Here is a 19534-nt window from a genome sequence, read left to right as displayed (position 1 = left end):
ACGAAATCACCGGCGGAGGGGTTGCGGTGATGAGCCCGGCGAGTTCGCCGTTTGCTCGCCCGGCTCCCGTCGCGGCCGGAGCGCCCGGGCAGGGGTTCGACGGTGGGCCGCCCGGCTGACCAGCGCACCGTCGAGCTCCGGTCGGAGGTCGTGGTGCAGCCGGAGCGCCTGGGCAGGGGTTCGACGGTGGGCCGCCCGGCTGACCAGTGCACCGTCGAGCTCCAGTCGGAAGTCGTAGTGCGGCTGGCGAGCCCGGTGCCGCTGCACCACGAGCCGGCGGCGGCTGCCGTCACGAGACCACCAGCAGCACTGCCGCCGCCACGATCAGCGCCAGCAGCCCGCCGGTCAGTGCCACGATCATCCAGCTCCGCGGCAGCGGCTCCCCGGCCCGCATCGCGATCTGCACCCGCCGCCACCGCGGATAAGCCGTCGCCGCGAGCACCGCCGCCAGGGCCACGCACAACCCCGCCAGCACCGCGCTCGCCGTCGCCGGGGCCGGGATCAGCTGGTGCACCGCCACGCCGCCCGCGACCAGGCCGAGTGCCGTCCGGAGCCAGGCGAGGAACGTGCGCTCGTTGGCCAGCGTGAAGCGATAGTCCGGTTCACTGCCGCCCGCGTGGGGCTTGATGTCTTCCGAGGCCACGCCCGCAGACGCTAGCCGGTGTGGGCGGCCGTGGCCCCTTCGGCGCGGTGCGCGAACACCCACCAGCGCAGCACCGCGAACCGCACGAACCCGCCGACCAGACTGGCCAGCAGCAGCGTGCCCGTCTCCTCCCACGACGTCGGCCGCTCGACGATCGCGTCGAGGATCGCGAGCACCGCCGAGCCGTACCCGGCGTAGAAGGCGAACGTGAGGAGGTCCTGCAGGTGCCGCTTCCCGGCGTTGCTCTGCCGCCCCGCGAAGGTGACGCGGCGGTGGAACTCGGTGTTGCCGATCGTCGTCAGCGCGATCGCGACCAGGTTCGCCACCTGGGAGCCGAGCTCGTCGCGCAGCAGCAGGAACAGAACCGCCTGGACGCTGGTTGTCACCACGCCGGCCACGACGTACCACGCCGCGTGGGTGCCGAGCTCGTGGTGACGGTCCGGGTCGGTGGCGAGCAGCCGGTGTTCCGGTGCGCACCTGGTGGTGGCCATGATCCGAAGCTACCCCGCATTCACAAACTTGTGAATATGTTAAACCGGTTGAAGAAATGTGATCCCGGTGACACCGCCGGGGTTTCGGCCCCCGGCACCTCGGGTAGGTCACCGGCGATGACCACTTCCTACGCGCCGGGAGAACCCTGTGAGTGACCGTGACACGGCCGAACCGGAAAGCCTGTCTCCCAGCGAAGCGCTGGACGAGGACGAGCTGCGCGTGGACCCGCTCGAAGCAGGTGTCGAGCCGCCCGAACACTGGAGCGCCGCCAACCGCCACGGCACCACGCCCAGCGAGATCCGCGAGGGCGAGCCGATGGCGCAACGCCTCGCCGAAGAGGAGCCCGACGCCGAGCCCGAGCCGGTCCCGGAGCGCCCGCTCGCCGCGACCCCCGCGGACGAGCTCGACGAGACCGTCGAGGACGCGCCCGCGGATTTCGAGGAGGTGGCCCCCGTTGACGAGGTGCCGCACCGGCACGCCGACCCCGATCCGGGGGAGCAGGCGGACTACGCCGGCGGCTCCGTGGCGGACGCGATCCGCCAGGCCCGGCAGGGCTGAACCGCTCAGACTGCGCGTCCGAACGGCGGCCCCTAGCGTGGGGCACCAGTGCATCGGACCGCGACGAAGGGAAGGCCGAAGATGCTGACCGTGACCGAAGCCGCCGCCGAGGCGATCACCGCATTGACCAGCCAGGGCGAAGGGGACGCCGGGCTCCGCCTGGCCGTTCAGAACGCCGAGGGCGAAAGCGCGCAGCTGGCGCTTTCGGTGGCGCCCGAACCCGCCGAGGGGGACAGCGTGCTCGGCGCCGAGGAAGGCCCCAAGGTGTTCCTCGAACCGCAGGCTGCGGCGTTGCTCGACGACAAGGTGCTCGACGTCCAAGAGGACGACGCCGGCGGCGTGGCGTTCGCCGTGCTGCCGCAGCACACGAGCTGACCGCGGCGGACGGGCCTTTCGCAGCGGCGCGGAAGGTCCGTCCGCTAGCGCGGCCGCCAGGTGCTGACCAGCACCGCGGCGCGCACCCGCAGCAGTTCCGCCGCGTTCGCGCGGGCGTGGTCGAGTGATTCGGCGTGGTTGACGAGCGCGCTGCTCGCGATCACGCCCAGGCTCGCCAGCCCGGCTTCGTCGAGCTGGATCCGGCCCGCCAGCGCCATGAGCGGCACCCCGCGCGGCCGGGCGCGTGCCGCGATCCCGGCCGGCGCCTTGCCGTTGAGGCTCTGCTCGTCCAGGGAACCCTCGCCGGTGATGACGAGGTCGGCGCCGTCCAGCGCCTGGTCGACCCCGGTCAAGCCGGCGATGAGGTCGAACCCGGATTCGACGGTGGCGCCCAGCCCGGCGATCGCGCCCGCCGCGACCCCGCCGCCGGCACCCGCGCCCGGCACCTGCGAGACGTCGGGCGCGCCACCCACCTGTAGTGCGTGCGCCCAGCGCCCGAGCGCCTCGTCGAGCAAAGTCACCTCCGCGGGTCCCGCACCCTTCTGCGGCCCGAACACCGCGGCCGCGCCGTCCGGGCCGAGCAGCGGGTTCGTGACGTCGGTCGCGACCGCGACGCTCACCCCGGTCAGCCGCTCCCGCACCGGCGTCAGCTCGGTCGACGCGACACGCGACAGCGTTCCCCCGCCCAGCCCGACCGGCGCGCCGAACGCGTCGAGCACACCGCCGCCGAGCGCGCTCAGCATCCCGGCGCCGCCGTCGGTGCTGGCCGTGCCGCCGACGGTCAGCACGAGCCGGGTGGCACCGTGCATGAGGGCGTCCGCGAGCAGTTCCCCGACCCCCCAGGTGTGCGCGCCGAGCGCGGTTTCCGGGCTGGGCTCGACAAATTCGATCCCGCACGCGCGCGCCGACTCGATGTAGGCCGTGCCGTCGAGCACCGCGTACCGCGCCTTGACCGCCTCCTCGAGCGGGCCGCGGACGGTGAGCCGGACGATCCGGGCGCCTGCCGCTTCGAGGACGTCGAGTGTTCCTTCACCGCCGTCCGCGACGGGGCACGTGACGATTTCGGCGTCAGGCAACGCGTCACGCACGCCGAGAGCGATCGCTTCCGCGGCCTCGACCGCGGTGAGACTGCCCTTGAACTTGTCGGGCGCGATGACCACACGGGTCACGGCTTCACCTCCGTCAGCGGGGGACGCCCGGCGAGCACCGCCGCGACGTTGCGGGCCGCCAGCACGGCCATCGCGGTGCGGGTCTCGACCGTGGCGGACCCGAGGTGCGGGCTGAGCACAACGTCGTCGCGGCCGAGCAGCCGCGGTTCGACCTCGGGTTCCTTCTCGAACACGTCCAGCGCGGCGCCCGCGATCTCCCCGGCTTCCAGGGCGTCCGCCAGCGCGGCCTCGTCGACGACCGGCCCGCGGGTGGTGTTCACCAGATAGGCCGTGGGCTTCATGGCGCGCAACGCGGCCGCGTTGATGAGGTGCCGTGTCTCGGGTGTCAGCGGGCAATGCAGGGAGACGACGTCCGCGCGCTCCAGGAGTTCTTCGAACGAAACGAACCCGTCCCCGTGGTTCGACCGTCCCGAGTAGACGACCGTCATCCCGAACGCCTCGGCCCGCTTCGCCATCGCACGGCCGATCTGGCCGGGGCCGACGATGCCGAGCGTCTTGCCCTGCAGGCCCGAGCCGAGCAGGAAACCGAGGTGGAACGACCACGGTGTGCGCGAGCGCAGCAGCCGTTCACCCTCGCCGATCCGCCGGGTGACCGCGAGCAGCAGCCCGAAGGCGAGGTCCGCGGTCGCGTCGGTGAGCACACCCGGCGTGTTCGTGACGACGACGCCGCGTTCGGCGAGCGCTGGGACGTCGACGTTGTCGTAGCCGACGGCGACGTTCGCGACCACCTTCAGCCCGGGCCCGGCGGCGTCGGCCAGCGCACTGTCGAGCCGGTCGTGCAGCATGCCGACCACGGCGTCCGCGCCGGCCACGAACTCGTGCAGCTCGGCCGGGGTGAGCGGCCGGTCGAGGTCGGACACGGCCACCTCGCCCGCTTCGGCCAGGACCTTCACCGCGTCGTCGGGAATCCATCGGGTCACCGCGATCTTGGGCACCCCGACAGCCTAGTTCACGGCACCGGCGATTCAGCCCTGCTGGACCGCGTCGAGGACGATCTCCGACTGCGCGGCGGCCCCGGCACCGTTGGGGTGGAAGGGGAACGCGAGCAGCAGCGGGTTGCTGACCGAAATCGGGATGAGCCCTTCGATGTAGCGCACCGTGGGCGCCTGGCACGCGTCGTGCCCGACGGTGGGTGAGTAGGTGTCGACCAGTTCGGCGCCGTTGTCCGCGGCGACGCGGGCGAGCATGGCGTTCATCTGGAGGAACTTCGCCTGCAGGTAGGCGATGTCACCGTCGGCGACCGGGATCACCGGCCAGCACCCCTTCCCGCTCACGGGCAGCCCGGCGAGGTAGTTCACCAGCAGGATCCGCGCCTGCGGCGAGCGCTCGTGAATCTGCTGCAGCGCGTTCGCGACCTTCGGCCCGGTCGCGATGACAGCGTTTTCCAGCTGGTCGACACCGCCCGCAGTGAACTTCGCCTTGCACGTGCTCACCGGCAGGAGGTTGAGGCACTGGGTCACCGCGCCGGCGATCCCGACGTCGTTGCCGCCGATGCCGACGGTGACCAGGTCGGTCGACGGTGTGAGCCGGTCGAACTGCGGTGGGTTCGTCCCGCCCAGCGGCAGCTTCTGCGGCTGCGTGAAGTCGGTGGTCGTCGCGCCGCCGCAGCTGGCGTCGCGAAAGGTTTCGACGCCGAGCGCGCCGGCGACCGTGTGCGGATAGTCCGAAGTGGACTGTGCGCAGTCGAGCGGGGTGAACTCGGTGGTGGGCGGGAAGGTGACGAAGACGTCGGCGGTCCAGGAATCGCCCAGTGCGACGTATTCGTGGTAGCGCGTGCTCGCCGACGCCGGAGCGGCGACAGCGAGCGCGGCGATCACGGGCACGGCCAGGAGAGTGGTCAGGCGCCTGCGCATGCTGCCTCCGTTGGCGAGCGATGAAGTGAAGGACTTTCACATTCGACGCCTGCCCGGTGAAAAGTCAATGCGGCTCACCCGTCCCGGTGACGCCGGTCGGCGTGGGTATTCAGGTATTCAGACCCTGGTCAGCCGCACCACCGCGCTCGCGTATCCGCTCCCGGGCAGCTCGACGTCGAGCCCGTGGCTCAGCAGCACCGCGCCGTCGTGCACCACGCCGTCCTGGTCGCGGTACCGCCCGGCCGGCTCCAGCCCGGCGAGCCGCGGCGGTGTGAACGGGCGGGCGAACTCCGTGGGCCGCCGCCAGAAGAAGACCACCACTTCGTTGTCCAGCACGTACTGGACCGCGGTCAGCGCCGCCGTGGCCGGATCCGCCAGCCGGTACAGCGCGCCGTGCTGCACCACCGGCCGGATCTCCTTGTACAGCGCCACGAGCGCCTTCGCCTCGTCGAGCTCGGCGGCACTCCACCGCGGCAGGTCGCCGCCCAGGCCGAGCACGCCGGCCATCGCGACGTGGAAGCGGAAGCTCAGCGGCGCCTCCCGGCCGGTGGTCGGGTTCGGGCTGTCGGTGACCCAGGCCGACATCGTGCCGGCGGGGTAGAGCTGGCCGTACCCGTGCTGGATGGTGATCCGGTCGGCGGCGTCGGTGTTGTCCGACGCCCAGATCTCGTCGGTGCGCGCGAGGATCCCCAGGTCGGTGCGCCCGCCACCGCCCGCGCAACCCTGGATCCGCAGGTCCGGGTGGTCGGCGCGCAGCCGGTCGAAGATCGTGTGGACCGCGCGGACGTGCTCGACCCACAGGCGTCCCGGATCGTCGTTCGACGGCCAGCCCGCCTCGGTGAACGCGCGGTTCATGTCCCACTTGAGGTAGTCGATGCCGTGCGCGCCCACCAGCCCGTCGAGCCACTTGTGCGCCCAGTCCGCGACGTCCGGCCGCGCGAAGTTCAGCACGAGCTGGTTGCGCAAGGTCGTCCGTTCCCGGTTGGTCATGTGCAGCACCCAGTCCGGGTGCGCGCGGTAGAGATCGCTGTCCGGGTTGACCATCTCCGGCTCGACCCACAGCCCGAACTTCATGCCGTGCGCGTGGACCGCGTCGACGAGCGGCCCGAGCCCGGCGGGGAAACGCTGCTCGTTGGCGGTCCAGTCGCCGAGCCCGGCGGTGTCACCGGTGCGGGCGCCGAACCAGCCGTCGTCCATGACGAACAGCTCGGCGCCGAGCTCCGCCGCGGCTGTCGCGAGGGACGTCTCGGTTTGCTCGTCGACGTCCCAGCCGGTCGCTTCCCAGGAGTTGTAGACGATCGGCCGCAGCTCGCCGGGGTGCGGCTGGACGAACTCGCGGACGTAGGCGTGCCACCGCCGGCTGGTCCCGCCGAAGCCGTCGGCCGTGTAGAGGCCGGCGAACACCGGCGTCTCCCAGGTTTCGCCCGGCCGGAGCCGCCACGAGACGTGCTCGTGCCCGAACCCGCCGGTCCACGTGACCCGCCCGGTGTGCGTGCGCTCGACGGTGATCCGCCAGCTCCCGCTCCACGCCAGCGCGGTGCTCCACACTTCGCCGGACGTCTCCGTGGCGTCGCCCGCGTCGAGCATCACCCACGGGTCGACCTGGTGGCTGGACACGCCGCGACGGCTGGTGAGCGTGGTTTCGCCGACCGGCAGCGGTTCGCGCACCACGCCGTACTCGGCACTCCACGCGCCCGAAGTTCGGGTGAGTCGCGCGCCGTCGCGCCGGGGGAGCGTCCACGACGCGGAATCGGTTCGCAGCAAGGAAATCGGGGCGTCCCCGATGTTGCGCAGGGTGGTCCACCGCTCGACAACGTCGCCGCGGAGGCGGTAGTGCAGTGAGACTTCCAGTGGGTAGTGCCGGTCGGCGAGGCGAAGGACAAGCGCGTCGTCCTCGATCGCGAAGCCGTCGTAGCGCCACTCCAAGGCCGACGTCCCGTCCTCGTAGCGCACGGCCAGCGCCGAGACGCCGAAGAACGCGCCGCCCTCGGCCGGCAGTTCCAGTCGCTCGTCACCCGGCTCGTCGAAGCTGCTGTCGGCCGGGTTGCGGCGCGCGGCGACCTGCGTGGCCTGGGCCAGCGTCAGCGGCGGGCCCCAGTGGACGTGCCGCGGCCGGTCGTCCGAGTCGAGCCGGAAGGCATACGAGCTCTCGGGGGTGCGCAGCAGCCAGAGCCGGTGCGCGGGGTCGTGTTCCACGAGCGACATGATCCCGAGCGTAGGCATGACCAGCAGAAAAATAAATTCTTGACGAAGTTAATTAATCCTGCCTACCCTTCCGGCCATGCCTCGCAGTGCACCGGCAAGGGCGCCGATCACCAGTCCCGCGGCAGCGACCGTGTTCACCACGGTCCTGACCGAAGGGCCGGTCTCCCGCGTCGACGTCGCCCGGCGCACCGGCTTGTCGTCGGCCGCCGTCACCAAGGCCGCCCGGCCGTTCATCGAAGCCGGCTACCTCGAAGAGCTCGCCTCCGAAGGCCGGACCGCGCCCGGTGCCGGCCGTCCCGCGAACCCCCTGGCCATCCGGCCCGACCGCGAGTACTTCGTCGGGGTCAAGATCACCGGCGACGACCTGATCGGCGTGGTCACCGACCTGCGCGCCGACGTCCGCGCCAGCGCCCACCACGCGCTGACCGGCCACGACGTCGACCACGTCGTGCAGGCGCTCGCCGACCTCGTCGGCGAACTCCTGGCCGGGCCTACTCCGGACGGCACCAGCAACCTCCGCGAGCGGGCCTACTGCCTCGGCGTCGCGGTGTCCGGCGACGTCGACCGCGCGTCCGGCGTCGTCCGCTACTCGCCGTTCCTCGGCTGGCGGGACGTGCCCCTCGCCGAGCTGCTCGACGAGGCGACCGGCCTGACGACGACGCTGGAGAACGACGTCAAAGCGCTGACCGTGGCCGAGCAGTGGTTCGGCGAGGGTGTCGGCGCATCGTCGTTCGCGCTGGTCACGGTGGGTACGGGCATCGGCAGCGCGCTCGTGGTGAACGGCGACCTGGTCCGCGGCGCGCACGGCGTCGCCGGCGAGATCGGGCACGTCCCGGTCGCCGACGGCGGTCCACCCTGCCACTGCGGCGGCCGGGGGTGCGTCGAAGCGATCGCGTCCACCGAAGCGATCCTCACCCGGGCCCGGTTCATCGCGGGAGAACCCGCGCTGACCATGGACGACGCGGTGACGCGCGCTCGCGGCGGGGACGAGCCGCTGCGCGAGGTGTTCGCCGCGGCCGGCCACGCGATCGGGCTCGGCCTGGCCGCGCTGGTCAACCTGTTCGGCCCGGAGCGGGTCGTCGTCTCCGGGGAAGGCGTCGCCACCTACGACCTGTTCGAGGAGCAGATCCGCCGGACCTTCGCAGTCCAGGCGTTCGGCAGCGCCGCCCGCTGCGGCCTGGTGATCCGGCCGCTGCCGTTCGAAGAGTGGGCGCGGGGCGCGGCCGCCGTCGCCATCCAAAGTCTTTTTGTCGCCGAGAGCGTCTAAGGAGTCCCTTGTGAGCCCCATGAATCGCAGAAGCTTCCTGGTCGGTTCCGTCCTGTTCGCCGGGGGAGCGGCCCTCGCGGGCTGCACCTCGGACCCGTTGAACAAGAACGCGGGCGCTGCTTCGGGCGCCAAGGTCACGTTGCAGCAGTGGTACCACGCGTACGGGGAATCCGGGACACAGCAAGCGGTCCAGCGCTACGCGCAGGAGTTCACCAAGGCCAACCCGGACATCGCGATCAACGTCAGCTGGATCGCCGGCGACTACGAGACCAAGCTCAACTCGGCGATGCTCACCGCGCAGGCGCCCGACCTGTTCGAGCTGGGCGACTTCCGGTATCAGAACGTCAAGAACGGCCTGCTCGCGCCGCTCGACGACGTCGTGGACCCGGTCAAGGCCGACTTCAGCCCGGCCGCGCTGGACACCGTGACCGTCGACGGCAAGATCTACGGCGTCAAGATGATCGACGACGTCATGATGCTGTACTACCGCAAGTCCGCGCTGCAGGCCGCGGGTGTGCAGCCGCCGCAGACGTTCGCCGAGCTGCTCGACGCGACCCGGAAGCTGAACAGCGGCAAGCAGAAGGGCCTCTACGTCGGCACCGACGGTGTCGGCGAGGCCGCGACGCTCCTGCTCTGGTCGTCCGGCGGCGACTTCTTCGACAGCAGCGGCAAGAAGGTCGCCTTCGCCTCGCCCGAAGCGATCGCCGCGATCGGCGGGCTCAAGCAGCTGCACGACACCGGCGGCCTGCTCCAGGGTTACCCGACCGACTGGTCCGACCCCGGCGCGTTCGCCAACGGCGCCACCGCGATGCAGTGGGGCGGCCTGTGGTCGCTGCCGGACATCAAGAAGGCCCTGGGTGACGACTTCGGCGTGATCGCGTGGCCGAAGTTCGGCGACACCGGCAAGCAGGTCGCGCGGGTCGGCGGCTGGTACCAGCTGGCCAACGCGAAGTCTGCTCATCTGGATGCGGTGAAGCAGTTCATCAATTGGCTCTGGATCAAGAACGCCGACCTGCAGAAGGACTGGTGTGTCCAGTACGGCTTCCACATCCCGGCTCGCAAACCGGTCGCCGCGCAGACGACCGAGTTCTCCAGCGGCCCGGCGAAGGACGCCGTGACGATCTCGCAGCAGAACGGCAAGTCGTACTCGGGGCTCTGGAACAAGGCGTCGGCGACGCTGTTCCTGCAGGCCGCGACCAAGATCGCGAACGGGCAGGCCGACCCGGCCGCCGAGCTCGCCGACGCGGCGAAGAAGGCCCAGGCCGAAGTCGACAAGCAGCTGGCCTGATGACGGCCGTGATGGAGAAGGCTCCGGCGGTCCGGGTGGTGGCGAAGCGGCGCCGCCGCCGGGACTGGCGCGCGATCGGCGCGTTCACCGTGCTCACCGGCCCGGTGGTGCTCGGGCTGGGGCTGTTCAAGTACGTCGCGATCGCGTGGAGCTTCCTGCTCAGCTTCAACGACGCCCGTGGCACCATCAACATCGGGCACTGGATCGGCTTCGACAACTACGCGTTCCTGCTCGGTGACGACGCCTTCCGGACGTCGCTGACGACGATCGCGCTGTTCACGGTGTTCATCGTGCCGATCACCTTCGTCGCTTCGCTGGGCCTCGCGGTGCTGATCAACAGCATTCGCCGCGGCAAGGCGTTCTTCCGGACGGTGTTCCTGATCCCGGCCGCGGTGTCCTACGTCGTCGCGGCGCTGGTGTGGAAGATGGCGCTGTTCAACGGCCTGCCGTCCGGTGTTGCGAACGTCCTGGGCGGGCTGTTCGGCGCCGACCCGGTGCCGTGGCTGTCGGAGACGAGCCCGCCGGTGTACTGGGTCGCGGTGGTGACGCTGCGGCTGTGGCTGCAGGTCGGGCTGTACATGATCCTGTTCCTGGCCGGGCTGAAGGCGATCTCGCCGTCGCTGTACGAGGCCGGCGAGCTGGACGGCACGACCAAGTGGCAGGCCTTCCGCTACATCACGCTGCCGCAGCTGCGGAACACCTCCGTCGCGGTGCTGCTGCTGATCCTGATCGCGGCCTTCCAAGCGTTCGACGAGTTCTACAACCTGTTCGGCACCGGGCTTTCGGGCACCGCGACCGCGCCGGTGAAACCACCGCTGGTCTACCTCTACGACTCCGCGCTCGGCGACCAGAACTACGGCGTCGGCTCGGCGGGCGCGTTCCTGCTGACCGTGCTCATCGTCGTGATCACCCTGCTGCAGGGCCGGTTCGTCGGCTTCGGGAAGAAGGACTGATGGCCGTCCTCACGGTTCCCCGGAAGGCGCCGAAGTACGTCCTCGCATCGGTCCTCGCGGTGATCTTCCTGCTGCCGTTCTACATCATGGTGCGCAACGCGCTGATGACGCGGCAGCAGGTCAGCTCGCCGGACTGGTCGTGGCTGCCGGACCCGCTGTCGTGGGTCAACTTCGGTGACCTGTTCGCCGACGCGTCGGTGCCGATGGCGCACTCGCTCTGGAACTCGTTCCTGGTCGCGATCGTGACCGCGCCGGTCGGCACGCTGTTCGGCTCGATGGCCGGGTACGCGCTGGCCCGGATCAACGTGCCCGGTCGGCGCGCGGTGTTCACGTACGTGCTGGTCACGCTGATGATCCCGCAGTCGGTGACGTTCGTGCCGACGTTCGTCGTCGTGGGTTCGCTGGGCGGGGTCAACACCGAGTGGGGGATCATCGCGCCGAACCTGTTCAGCGCGTTCACCGTGATCCTCTTCCGCAACTTCTACCTGCGGTTCCCCGCCGAGATCGAGGAGGCCGGGCGGCTCGACGGCCTCGGTTACCTGGGTGTCTACCGGCGGCTCGTGCTGCCCAACTCGGGGAGCATGATCGCGTCGCTCGGGGCGCTGATGTTCATCGAAAGCTGGAACGCGTTCCTGTGGCCGCTGGTGATCGGGCAGGACCCGTCGTCGTGGACCGCGCAGATCGCCCTCTCGACGTTCCTGACCGCGCAGTCGGTCAACCTGCCGGCGCTGTTCGCCGGCGCGCTCGTCACCATCGCGCCGCTGGTCGCGATGTTCCTGGTCGCCCAGCGGTTCATCGTCAGCGGCATCGCGGCGAGCGGGCTCAAGGAGTAGGTCCCCTTCCCCTTCATCCGAGGAGTGTCTCTTGAAGCGCCTCCTTTCCGTTTTCCTTGCTGTGCTCGGTTTTCTCGCCTTCTTGGTACCTGTCGCCGACGCCCGGACGCCGTTCGTCAAGCCGTTCATGGGCTGGAGCAGCTGGAGCCTCGAGTCGTCGACCCGCGCGGGTTACGGCACATCGTGGCTGAACGAATCGCACGTCCGTGACGCGGCCGTGGCGCTGGCTTCGAAGCTCAAGCCGGCCGGCTACACCAACGTCAACATCGATTCCGGCTGGAACGCGGACCTCTCGTGGGTGTTCCACACCGACACCAACGGGATCCCGGCGCCCGATCCGGGGCGGTTCCCGTCCGGGATCCCCGCGTTGGCCTCCTATGTGCACGGTCTCGGGCTCAAGCTCGGCCTGTACGCCGTGACGGGCCTCGAAAAGGAGGTCTACAACAAGAACGCGCCCATCCTCGGGACGTCGTGCCACGCCCAGGACATCGCGTACCGGCCGCTGACGCCGTCCAACGGCTGGGGCGGCAACTGGAAGGTCGACTTCAGGAACCCGTGCGCGCAGAAGTACTACGACTCGATCGTGGCGCGGTTCGCTTCCTGGGGTGTCGACTTCGTCAAGGTGGACGGCACGACGGCGGACAACGTCGCCGACATCAAAGCGTGGTCTGCGGCCATCGACCACTCGCGGCGGCCGATGTGGCTGACGGCGAGCGCGTGGCCGGTGCCGCGGTCCATCGGGCCGTCCCTCGCTCCTTACGCCAACGGCGTGCGGATCGACACGGACGTCGAGTGCTACTGCGACACGGTGTCCACGTGGGACAGCTCGGTCAAGGCGCGGTGGGCGGACCTGCCCGGCTGGCAGGGTGTTTTCGGCCCGCAGTACCGGCCCGACCTGGACTCGATGCCGATCAGCAACAACACCGGCAGCGGCATCCAGGACGGGATCGACGACGTCGAGCGCCAGAGCGTGATGACGTTCTGGTCGATGGCGTCCTCACCGCTGTACGTCGGGGGAGACATCTACTTCCTGGACGCGACCGCGGTGTCGATCCTGACGAACCCCGAGGTGATCCGGGTGGACCAGGCCGGGTCGTACGCATCGCAGGTGACCGGCGGGAACCTCCAGGTGTGGAAGAAGCGCGCGCCGGACGGCCGGACGTACGCGGCCGTCTACAACCTGGGTTCGTCTCCCGCGGACATCACGGTGGACTTCGCTGCCCTGGGCGTTCGCGGTTCGCAGCCGTTGCGTGACCTCGTCGCGCGGACGGACCTCGGGCGGTCGCGGGGCTCCTGGACCGCTTCCGCCGTGCCCGCCCACGGCTCCCGGCTGGTGCGGATCGGCTGATCTTCGTTCCGAAGGGGACTTTCCTCGCCCGCGCACGCGAGGAAAGTCCCCTTCGTCGTGCCTGCGTCATCCATTGGGTGGAAGACATCTGGTCGGCGCCCCGGTCACCGTGCTATGTTCGGTTTCAGAACGAGTGTGCGTGATGCGAACAGTTTGGAGCACGTGATGGCGGAGCTGCTGTCGCTGGAAGAGGCCGTGGCCCGGCTGGTGCACGACGGGGACACCGTCGCGCTCGAGGGCTTCACGCACCTCATCCCCGTCGCGGCCGGGCAGGAGATCATCCGGCAGCGGCGCAAGGACCTCACGCTGGTGCGGATGACCCCGGACATCGTGTACGACCAGCTGATCGGCGCGGGCTGCGCACGCAAGCTGATCTTCTCGTGGGGCGGCAACCCCGGTGTCGGCTCGCTGCACCGCTTCCGCGACGCGGTCCAGCACGACTGGCCGGTGCCGCTGGAGATCGAGGAACACAGCCACGCCGGCATGGCGAACCGGTACGTCGCCGGCGCGTCCGGCCTGCCGTTCGCGGTGCTGCGCGGTTACACCGGCACCGACCTCCCGGCGCAGACCGAGACCATCAAGCCGATCACGTGCCCCTTCACCGGCGAGCGGCTGACCGCGGTCCCGGCGCTGAACCCGGACGTCACGATCGTCCACGCGCAGCGCGCCGACCGCAAAGGCAACGTTCAGATCTGGGGCATCACCGGCGTCCAGAAGGAAGCGGTGCTGGCGGCGAAGCGCTCCCTGGTGACGGTGGAGGAGATCGTCGACGAGCTGGAACCCCGCCCCGGCGCGATCGTGCTCCCGGCCTGGGTGGTCACCGCGGTGGCCGAGGTCCCGGGCGGCGCAAAACCGTCGTACGCGGCGGGCTACTACGAGCGTGACAACGCGTCCTACCAGGCGTGGGACGAGATCGGCCGCGACCGCGAAGGGTTCACGAAGTGGCTGAACGAGCTGACCGGGGTGACGGCATGACCCGCTTCCACCACGAACCCGGCTCCCCCCAGAGGCCGGGGGCCGCTGTCCCCTTCCCCGAGGCAGCGGCCCTCGGCCGGAGCCCCGCCCCGGTTACCCGCCCCGAGTCCGCGGAGGTTACGGCATGACCACCGACTACACCTCCGACGAGATGATGAGCATCGCGGCGGCCCGCGCCCTCGGCGACGGCATGTCGTGTTTTGTCGGCATCGGCCTCCCGAGCAAGGCGGCGAACCTCGCCCGCCGCGCGCACGCCCCGGACCTCACGCTGATCTACGAATCCGGCTGCCTCGGCGCGAAGCCGTCCCGTCTCCCGCTCTCCATCGGCGACGGCGAGCTGGCCGACACCGCCGACGCCGTGATCAGCGTCCCGGAGGTGTTCAACTACTGGCTCCAGCCCGGCCGCATCGACGTCGGTTTCCTCGGCGCCGCCCAGCTGGACAAGTTCGGCAACATCAACACCACGGTGATCGGCTCGGACTACCACGATCCGAAGGTCCGCCTCCCCGGCGCGGGCGGCGCCCCCGAGATCGCGGCCTCCTGCGGTGAGGTCTTCATCGTGCTGCGCCAGAGCCCCCGGGCCTTCGTGGAGAAGGTCGACTTCGTGACGTCGTTCGGCCACGGAACGGGCAAGGGCGACCGTGAGCGCCTGGGCCTCCCGGGCCAGGGCCCGACGCTGGTGGTGACGGACCTGGGCCTGATGCGCCCCGACCCGGAGACGGCCGAGCTCACCCTCACCGAGCTTCACCCGGGCGTGGACCTCGACCAGGCGATCGCGGCGACGGGGTGGAAACTGAAGGTCGCGGACGACCTGAAGGTCACGCCCGCCCCGACCGAGCAGGAGCTGACCCTCCTGCGAGAACTGGAGAAGGCGTGACGGTGTTCCTCCACTCCGGTCTCCTCGTCGTCCCGCGCGCCCACCACGCCTGCCGTGGCAAGGTGAATCGGTGACCGTCGCCCCGCGGGCGGCTCTCCCCACCGCACCGAACCGTCCCCACCCGACCACCCCGGCGACCCCGCACCGCCGATCCGGAAGGTGAACGCATGACCGACGTCTACGTCCTCGACGCGATCCGCACCCCGTTCGGCCGCTACGGCGGCGCCCTGTCCGCCGTCCGCCCGGACGACCTCGCCGCGAGTGTGCTCAAAGCCCTCCAGGCCCGCAACGACCTCGACCCGTCCACAGTGGACGAAGTCACCCTCGGCGACGCGAACGGCGCCGGTGAGGACAACCGCAACGTCGCGCGGATGGCGGCCCTGCTCGCCGGCTGGCCGACCAGCGTCCCGGGCAGCACCGTCAACCGCCTCTGCGGCTCCGGTCTCGACGCGGTGATGCAGGCCAGCCGGGCGATCCAGGTCGGTGACGCCTCCCTCGTCGTCGCCGGTGGTGTCGAGTCGATGACCCGCTCGCCGCTGGTCATGCCGAAGCCGGAGAAGGCGTTCCCCGCCGGCAACCAGACCCTCTACAACACCGCGCTCGGCTGGCGCATGGTCAACCCGGCGATGCCGTCGCAGTGGACCGTCTCCCTCGGCGAGTCCACCGAACAGCTCGCCGAGCGTTACGGCATCGGCCGTGACGAGCAGGACGCCTTCGCCGCGCGCAGCCACGTCAACGCCGCCAAGGCGTGGGACGAAGGCTTCTACGACGACATGGTCGTCCCGGTCGACGGTGTCGACCTGGCCCGCGACGAGGGCATCCGGCCGGACTCCAGCCCCGAGAAGCTGGCGAAGCTGAAGCCCGCCTTCCGCAAGGAGAACGGCACCGTCACCGCGGGCAACGCCTCCCCGCTGAACGACGGCGCCTCGGCGCTGCTCCTCGGTGACGAGGCGGCCGCGGGCCGGCTCAACGCGACCCCGATCGCCCGGATCGCCGGCCGCGGCGCGGCCGGCGTCGACCCGGACGTGTTCGGCATCGGCCCGGTCCGTGCGGCGGAGATCGCGCTGGAGCGCGCCGGCATCGGCTGGGACGACCTGGCGGCGGTGGAGCTCAACGAAGCCTTCGCCGCGCAGTCGCTGGCTTGCCTGCGCGACTGGAAGGACCTCGACCCGGAGATCGTCAACACCCACGGCGGCGCGATCGCCATCGGCCACCCGCTGGGCGCGTCCGGCGGGCGGATCCTCGGCACCCTGGCGCACGACCTGCACCGCCGCGGCGGGGGCTGGGGACTCGCCGCCATCTGCATCGGCGTCGGCCAGGGCCTGGCCGTCGTCCTCGAAGGCCGCTGAGGAGGCGACGTGGCTACTCCGACCGAACTGAGGCTGCCCCGCTACGGCGAGGAGCCCGAAGGCACCCACCCGCCGCTGGACTACACCGGCTACCGCTCCACGGCGCTGCGGCACCCCACACAGCCGCTGGTGCTGTTGCCGCAGATGCTCACCGAGGTCACCGGCCCGCTGCTCGGGCCCGGCCGCCTCGGTGAACACGACAACGACCTCACCCGCGGGCACGCCGGCGAGCCGCAGGGCCAGCGGATCATCGTCACCGGGCGGCTGCTCGACGGCGACGGCCGCCCGGTGCGCGACTCGCTCGTCGAGATCTGGCAGGCGAACGCGGGCGGCCGCTACCGGCACACCGGCGACCGCTGGCCCTCGCCGCTCGACCCGAACTTCGACGGCCTCGGGCGCGCCCTGACCGACAGCGACGGCCGCTACACCTTCACCACCATCAAGCCCGGCGCGTACCCGTGGAAGAACCACGACAACGCCTGGCGTCCCGCGCACATCCACTTCTCGGTGTTCGGCTCGGCGTTCACCCAGCGCCTGGTCACCCAGATGTACTTCCCGGACGACCCGCTCTTCTCCCAGGACCCGATCTTCAACTCGATCCCGGACGAGAAGGCCCGGCAGCGCATGGTCTCGCGCTACGACCACGAGATCACGCAGTCCGAGTGGGCGCTCGGGTTCCAGTTCGACATCGTCCTGCGCGGGCGCGAGGCGTCGGTGTTCGAAGACGAAGAGGACGAAGACGAATGACCAAGCTGCTTCCCACCCCTTCGCAGACCGTCGGCCCGTACCTGTCGATCGGGCTGCCCTGGCCCGACGGCCCGTACGTCGTGCCCGAGGGCACACCCGGCGCGTTCTGGATCCGCGGCATCGTGCGCGACGGCAACGGCGACCCGGTCCCGGACGCCATGATCGAGACCTGGCAGGCCGACCCGGACGGCGGGTTCCGCCACCCGGACGACCCGCGCGGCGAGGCGGCCGGCGAGTTCCGCGGCTTCGGCCGGTGCCCGACCACCACCGACGGCACCTACGGGATCCTCACCCTGCTGCCGGGCGCGGTGCCCGGCGAGGGCGGCACCACGCAGGCCCGGCACATCGACGTGTCGGTGTTCGCGCGCGGCCTGCTCAACCGGGTCGTCACACGGATCTACTTCGAGGACCAGGACAACTCCGAAGACGCGGTGCTGGCGACCGTCCCGGAGGAGCGGCGGGCCACGCTGATCGCGGCGACGACCGAGGACGGCTACCGCTTCGACGTGCGGCTCCAAGGTGCCGGCGAGACCGTCTTCTTCCGGGTATGACGAGCGCGAACGGAGGCGAGGGCGTGGGTGCCGTGCGGCTGCACCGGGTCGTCGAAGGGCCCGAGGACGCGCCGGTGGTGGTGTTCGGCGGGTCGCTCGGCAGCGACGTCCGGATGTGGGAGCCCCAGGTGGTGCCGCTGCTGGAGCGCGGCTTCCGCGTCGTCCGGTACGACACGCGCGGGCACGGCGCGTCGCCGGTGCCACCCGGGCCCTACGACCTGGACGACCTGGGCGCCGACTTCCTCACCATGCTCGACGACCTCGAGATCGAGCGGGCGCACCTCGTCGGCCTGTCCCTCGGCGGGATGACCGGGATGTGGCTCGGCGTGCACGCGCCGGACCGGATCGCGAGCCTGGTGCTCTGCTGCACGTCCGCGAAGCTCGGCCCGCCGCAGATGTGGGCGGACCGGGCGGCGACGGTCCGCGCGGAGGGCACCGGGGCGGTGGCGAAGCCCGGGGTCAGCCGGTGGCTGACCCCGGGGTACATCGAGCGGCACCCGGACCGCGCCGCGTTCCTGCGCGCGATGATCGCCGGGGTCCCGGCCGAGGGGTACGCGGCCTGCTGCGGCGCGATCGAGCGGATGGACCTGCTCGACGTGCTGCCGAAGATCACCGCGCCCACCCTGGTGATCGCGGGCGCCGACGACCCGGCGACACCCCCGGAAGGGCACGCCGACCTGATCGCGGCGGGCATCCCGGGCGCCCGGCTGGAGGTCGTGGCGGACGCCGCGCACCTGGGCAACTACGAACAGCCCGAGGAGTTCACCAGGCTCATCCTCGGGCACCTGGAGGCGATGTGACGGACGAACGCCACGAGCAGGGCATGAAGGTGCGGCGCGAAGTGCTCGGTGACGAGCACGTGGACCGCGCGGTCGCCGGCACCACCGACTTCAGCCGGCCGTTCCAGGACTACATCACCGAAGGCGCCTGGGGTTCGGTGTGGTCCCGCGACGGCCTGGACCGGCGGACCCGCAGCTGCGTCACACTGGCGGCGCTGACCGCGTTGCAGGCGCACAACGAGCTGGCGATGCACGTCCGCGCCGCGGTCCGCAACGGCCTCACGGCGGCGGAGATCGGCGAAGTGCTGCTGCACACGGCGGTCTACGCGGGTGCGCCCGCGGCCAACGCGGCGTTCGCCATCGCCCAGCGCACCCTGGCCGAGCTCGGCGAGCCGAGCGCCCTGCCGGCCGACGCCGGATAGGGTGCCGCGCATGGACACGGGGAGGCCCATCGAAGCCGAGCTGGACAGCGAGCCGGCCCACCGGGGCGCCCACCACGTGCAGTCGCTGGAGCGCGGGCTGGCCGTGATCAAGGCCTTTCACGCGGGAGCGGCGGAGCTGACGTTGAGCGACGTCGCCCGCGCGACCGGCCTCACCCGCGCGGCGGCCCGGCGGTTCCTGCTGACCCTGACCGACCTCGGTTACGTCCGCACGGACGGCAAGTACTTCTCGCTGACGGCGCGGGTGCTGGAGCTGGGGTACTCGTACCTGTCGAGCATGACGCTGCCCGAGGTCGCGCAGCCGCACCTGGAGCACCTGTCCACCGGCGTCCACGAGTCGAGCTCGGTCTCGGTCCTGGAGGGCACCGACATCGTCTACGTGGCGCGGGTGGCGGTTTCCCGCATCATGACGGTCAGCATCAACGTGGGCACCCGCTTCCCGGCGTACGCGACGTCGATGGGGCACGTCCTGCTGTCCGGGCTGAGCGAGGCGGAGCTGGAGGCGTACTTCGTGGTGGCCAGGCTGGACCGCCTGACCGACCGCACGGTCACCTCCCCGGACCGCCTGCGAACGGAACTGGCCAAGGTGAGCGAGCAGGGCTGGGCGATGGTCGACCAGGAGCTGGAGGAAGGCCTCCGCTCGGTGGCCGCCCCGATCCACGACCGCACGGGCCAGGTGGTGGCGGCGGTGAACCTGTCCACCCACGCCAGCCGGACCACGGCGGACTCGGTCCGGCAGGACCTGGTGCCCCCGCTGTTGGAGACGGCCCGCGCCATCGAGGCGGACTTGGCGGTCGGCGCCCCGGGCCGCGCCCATGGCTGAGCAGCCCCG

General features: G+C 71.0%; 21 protein-coding genes. 15 read left to right on the top strand and 6 right to left on the bottom strand.

From position 1 onward, the window contains the following. Nucleotides 1–289: 289 nt before the first annotated feature. Both ACIA5G_RS28050 and ACIA5G_RS28045 read right to left on the bottom strand, forming a co-directional pair. Complete coding sequence (locus ACIA5G_RS28050; RefSeq protein WP_395928354.1) at nt 290–643, bottom strand: YidH family protein; 354 nt, start codon at nt 641–643, stop codon at nt 290–292. Between the two features lie 11 nt (nt 644–654). Next, complete coding sequence (locus ACIA5G_RS28045) at nt 655–1134, bottom strand: GtrA family protein (RefSeq protein WP_395928352.1); 480 nt, start codon at nt 1132–1134, stop codon at nt 655–657. 148 nt (nt 1135–1282) lie between these two features. Here ACIA5G_RS28045 and ACIA5G_RS28040 point away from each other — a divergent pair, with 148 nt between their 5' ends. Together ACIA5G_RS28040 and ACIA5G_RS28035 are read left to right on the top strand one after the other, a co-directional pair. Beyond that, nucleotides 1283–1693 carry a hypothetical protein gene (locus ACIA5G_RS28040; RefSeq protein ID WP_395928350.1) on the top strand — a complete coding sequence of 137 codons (411 nt, stop codon included), beginning with the start codon at nt 1283–1285 and terminating at the stop codon, nt 1691–1693. Nucleotides 1694–1774: 81 nt separating this feature from the next. Next, complete coding sequence (locus tag ACIA5G_RS28035) at nt 1775–2068, top strand: iron-sulfur cluster biosynthesis family protein (RefSeq protein WP_395928348.1); 294 nt, start codon at nt 1775–1777, stop codon at nt 2066–2068. 44 nt (nt 2069–2112) lie between these two features. Here the strand turns inward: ACIA5G_RS28035 and ACIA5G_RS28030 are convergent, their stop codons facing one another. The 4 genes from ACIA5G_RS28030 to ACIA5G_RS28015 form a co-directional block, all read right to left on the bottom strand. Beyond that, the gene (locus ACIA5G_RS28030; protein ID WP_395928346.1) at nt 2113–3237 is read right to left on the bottom strand and encodes a glycerate kinase; all 1125 of its coding nucleotides are present in this window, start codon (nt 3235–3237) and stop codon (nt 2113–2115) included. Further along, nucleotides 3234–4172 (bottom strand): 2-hydroxyacid dehydrogenase, encoded by a 939-nt coding sequence (locus ACIA5G_RS28025; RefSeq protein WP_395928344.1) that lies wholly within the window; start codon nt 4170–4172, stop codon nt 3234–3236. Before ACIA5G_RS28025 ends, ACIA5G_RS28030 begins: the two co-directional genes overlap by 4 nt. 30 nt (nt 4173–4202) lie before the next feature. Then, a complete protein-coding gene (locus ACIA5G_RS28020) occupies nt 4203–5090 on the bottom strand; it encodes an SGNH/GDSL hydrolase family protein (RefSeq protein ID WP_395928342.1) in 888 nt (295 codons plus the stop codon). Nucleotides 5091–5207: 117 nt separating this feature from the next. Beyond that, nucleotides 5208–7295 carry an alpha-galactosidase gene (locus ACIA5G_RS28015; RefSeq protein ID WP_395928340.1) on the bottom strand — a complete coding sequence of 696 codons (2088 nt, stop codon included), beginning with the start codon at nt 7293–7295 and terminating at the stop codon, nt 5208–5210. A gap of 76 nt (nt 7296–7371) precedes the next feature. Between ACIA5G_RS28015 and ACIA5G_RS28010 the strand changes: the two genes are divergently transcribed. The 13 genes from ACIA5G_RS28010 to ACIA5G_RS27950 all read left to right on the top strand — a co-directional run bounded on the left by ACIA5G_RS28010 (nt 7372) and on the right by ACIA5G_RS27950 (nt 19525). Beyond that, nucleotides 7372–8562, top strand: coding sequence for an ROK family protein (locus ACIA5G_RS28010; protein WP_395928338.1), 1191 nt, complete (start codon nt 7372–7374; stop codon nt 8560–8562). A gap of 19 nt (nt 8563–8581) precedes the next feature. After that, nucleotides 8582–9850, top strand: coding sequence for an ABC transporter substrate-binding protein (locus ACIA5G_RS28005; protein WP_395928336.1), 1269 nt, complete (start codon nt 8582–8584; stop codon nt 9848–9850). After that, nucleotides 9850–10803, top strand: a complete 954-nt coding sequence (locus ACIA5G_RS28000; RefSeq protein WP_395928334.1) for a carbohydrate ABC transporter permease — start codon at nt 9850–9852, stop codon at nt 10801–10803. Before ACIA5G_RS28005 ends, ACIA5G_RS28000 begins: the two co-directional genes overlap by 1 nt. Beyond that, nucleotides 10803–11636 carry a carbohydrate ABC transporter permease gene (locus tag ACIA5G_RS27995; protein WP_395928332.1) on the top strand — a complete coding sequence of 278 codons (834 nt, stop codon included), beginning with the start codon at nt 10803–10805 and terminating at the stop codon, nt 11634–11636. Before ACIA5G_RS28000 ends, ACIA5G_RS27995 begins: the two co-directional genes overlap by 1 nt. Nucleotides 11637–11667: 31 nt before the next feature. Continuing rightward, a complete protein-coding gene (locus tag ACIA5G_RS27990; RefSeq protein ID WP_395928330.1) occupies nt 11668–12984 on the top strand; it encodes a glycoside hydrolase family 27 protein in 1317 nt (438 codons plus the stop codon). A gap of 165 nt (nt 12985–13149) precedes the next feature. Further along, complete coding sequence (locus ACIA5G_RS27985; protein ID WP_395928328.1) at nt 13150–13959, top strand: CoA transferase subunit A; 810 nt, start codon at nt 13150–13152, stop codon at nt 13957–13959. Between the two features lie 124 nt (nt 13960–14083). Then, nucleotides 14084–14836, top strand: a complete 753-nt coding sequence (locus tag ACIA5G_RS27980; protein WP_395928326.1) for a CoA-transferase subunit beta — start codon at nt 14084–14086, stop codon at nt 14834–14836. Between the two features lie 167 nt (nt 14837–15003). Then, nucleotides 15004–16185 (top strand): thiolase family protein, encoded by a 1182-nt coding sequence (locus ACIA5G_RS27975; RefSeq protein ID WP_395928324.1) that lies wholly within the window; start codon nt 15004–15006, stop codon nt 16183–16185. A gap of 9 nt (nt 16186–16194) precedes the next feature. Further along, nucleotides 16195–16932, top strand: coding sequence for a protocatechuate 3,4-dioxygenase subunit beta (gene pcaH, locus ACIA5G_RS27970; protein WP_395928322.1), 738 nt, complete (start codon nt 16195–16197; stop codon nt 16930–16932). Beyond that, entirely contained in the window at nt 16929–17483 is a 555-nt protein-coding gene (gene pcaG, locus ACIA5G_RS27965) for a protocatechuate 3,4-dioxygenase subunit alpha (protein WP_395928320.1), read from the top strand. Before pcaH ends, pcaG begins: the two co-directional genes overlap by 4 nt. 23 nt (nt 17484–17506) lie before the next feature. Beyond that, nucleotides 17507–18283, top strand: coding sequence for a 3-oxoadipate enol-lactonase (gene pcaD / locus ACIA5G_RS27960; protein WP_395928318.1), 777 nt, complete (start codon nt 17507–17509; stop codon nt 18281–18283). Next, nucleotides 18280–18684 (top strand): 4-carboxymuconolactone decarboxylase, encoded by a 405-nt coding sequence (pcaC, locus tag ACIA5G_RS27955; protein ID WP_395928316.1) that lies wholly within the window; start codon nt 18280–18282, stop codon nt 18682–18684. The genes pcaD and pcaC overlap by 4 nt, the downstream gene beginning before the upstream one ends. 10 nt (nt 18685–18694) lie before the next feature. Continuing rightward, the gene (locus ACIA5G_RS27950; RefSeq protein WP_395928314.1) at nt 18695–19525 is read left to right on the top strand and encodes an IclR family transcriptional regulator C-terminal domain-containing protein; all 831 of its coding nucleotides are present in this window, start codon (nt 18695–18697) and stop codon (nt 19523–19525) included. Nucleotides 19526–19534: the final 9 nt, after the last annotated feature.

The sequence above is a fragment of the Amycolatopsis sp. NPDC051758 genome, from assembly GCF_044453095.1.
Taxonomy (GTDB): domain Bacteria; phylum Actinomycetota; class Actinomycetes; order Mycobacteriales; family Pseudonocardiaceae; genus Amycolatopsis.
This window is presented reverse-complemented; position numbering and strand designations above follow the sequence as displayed.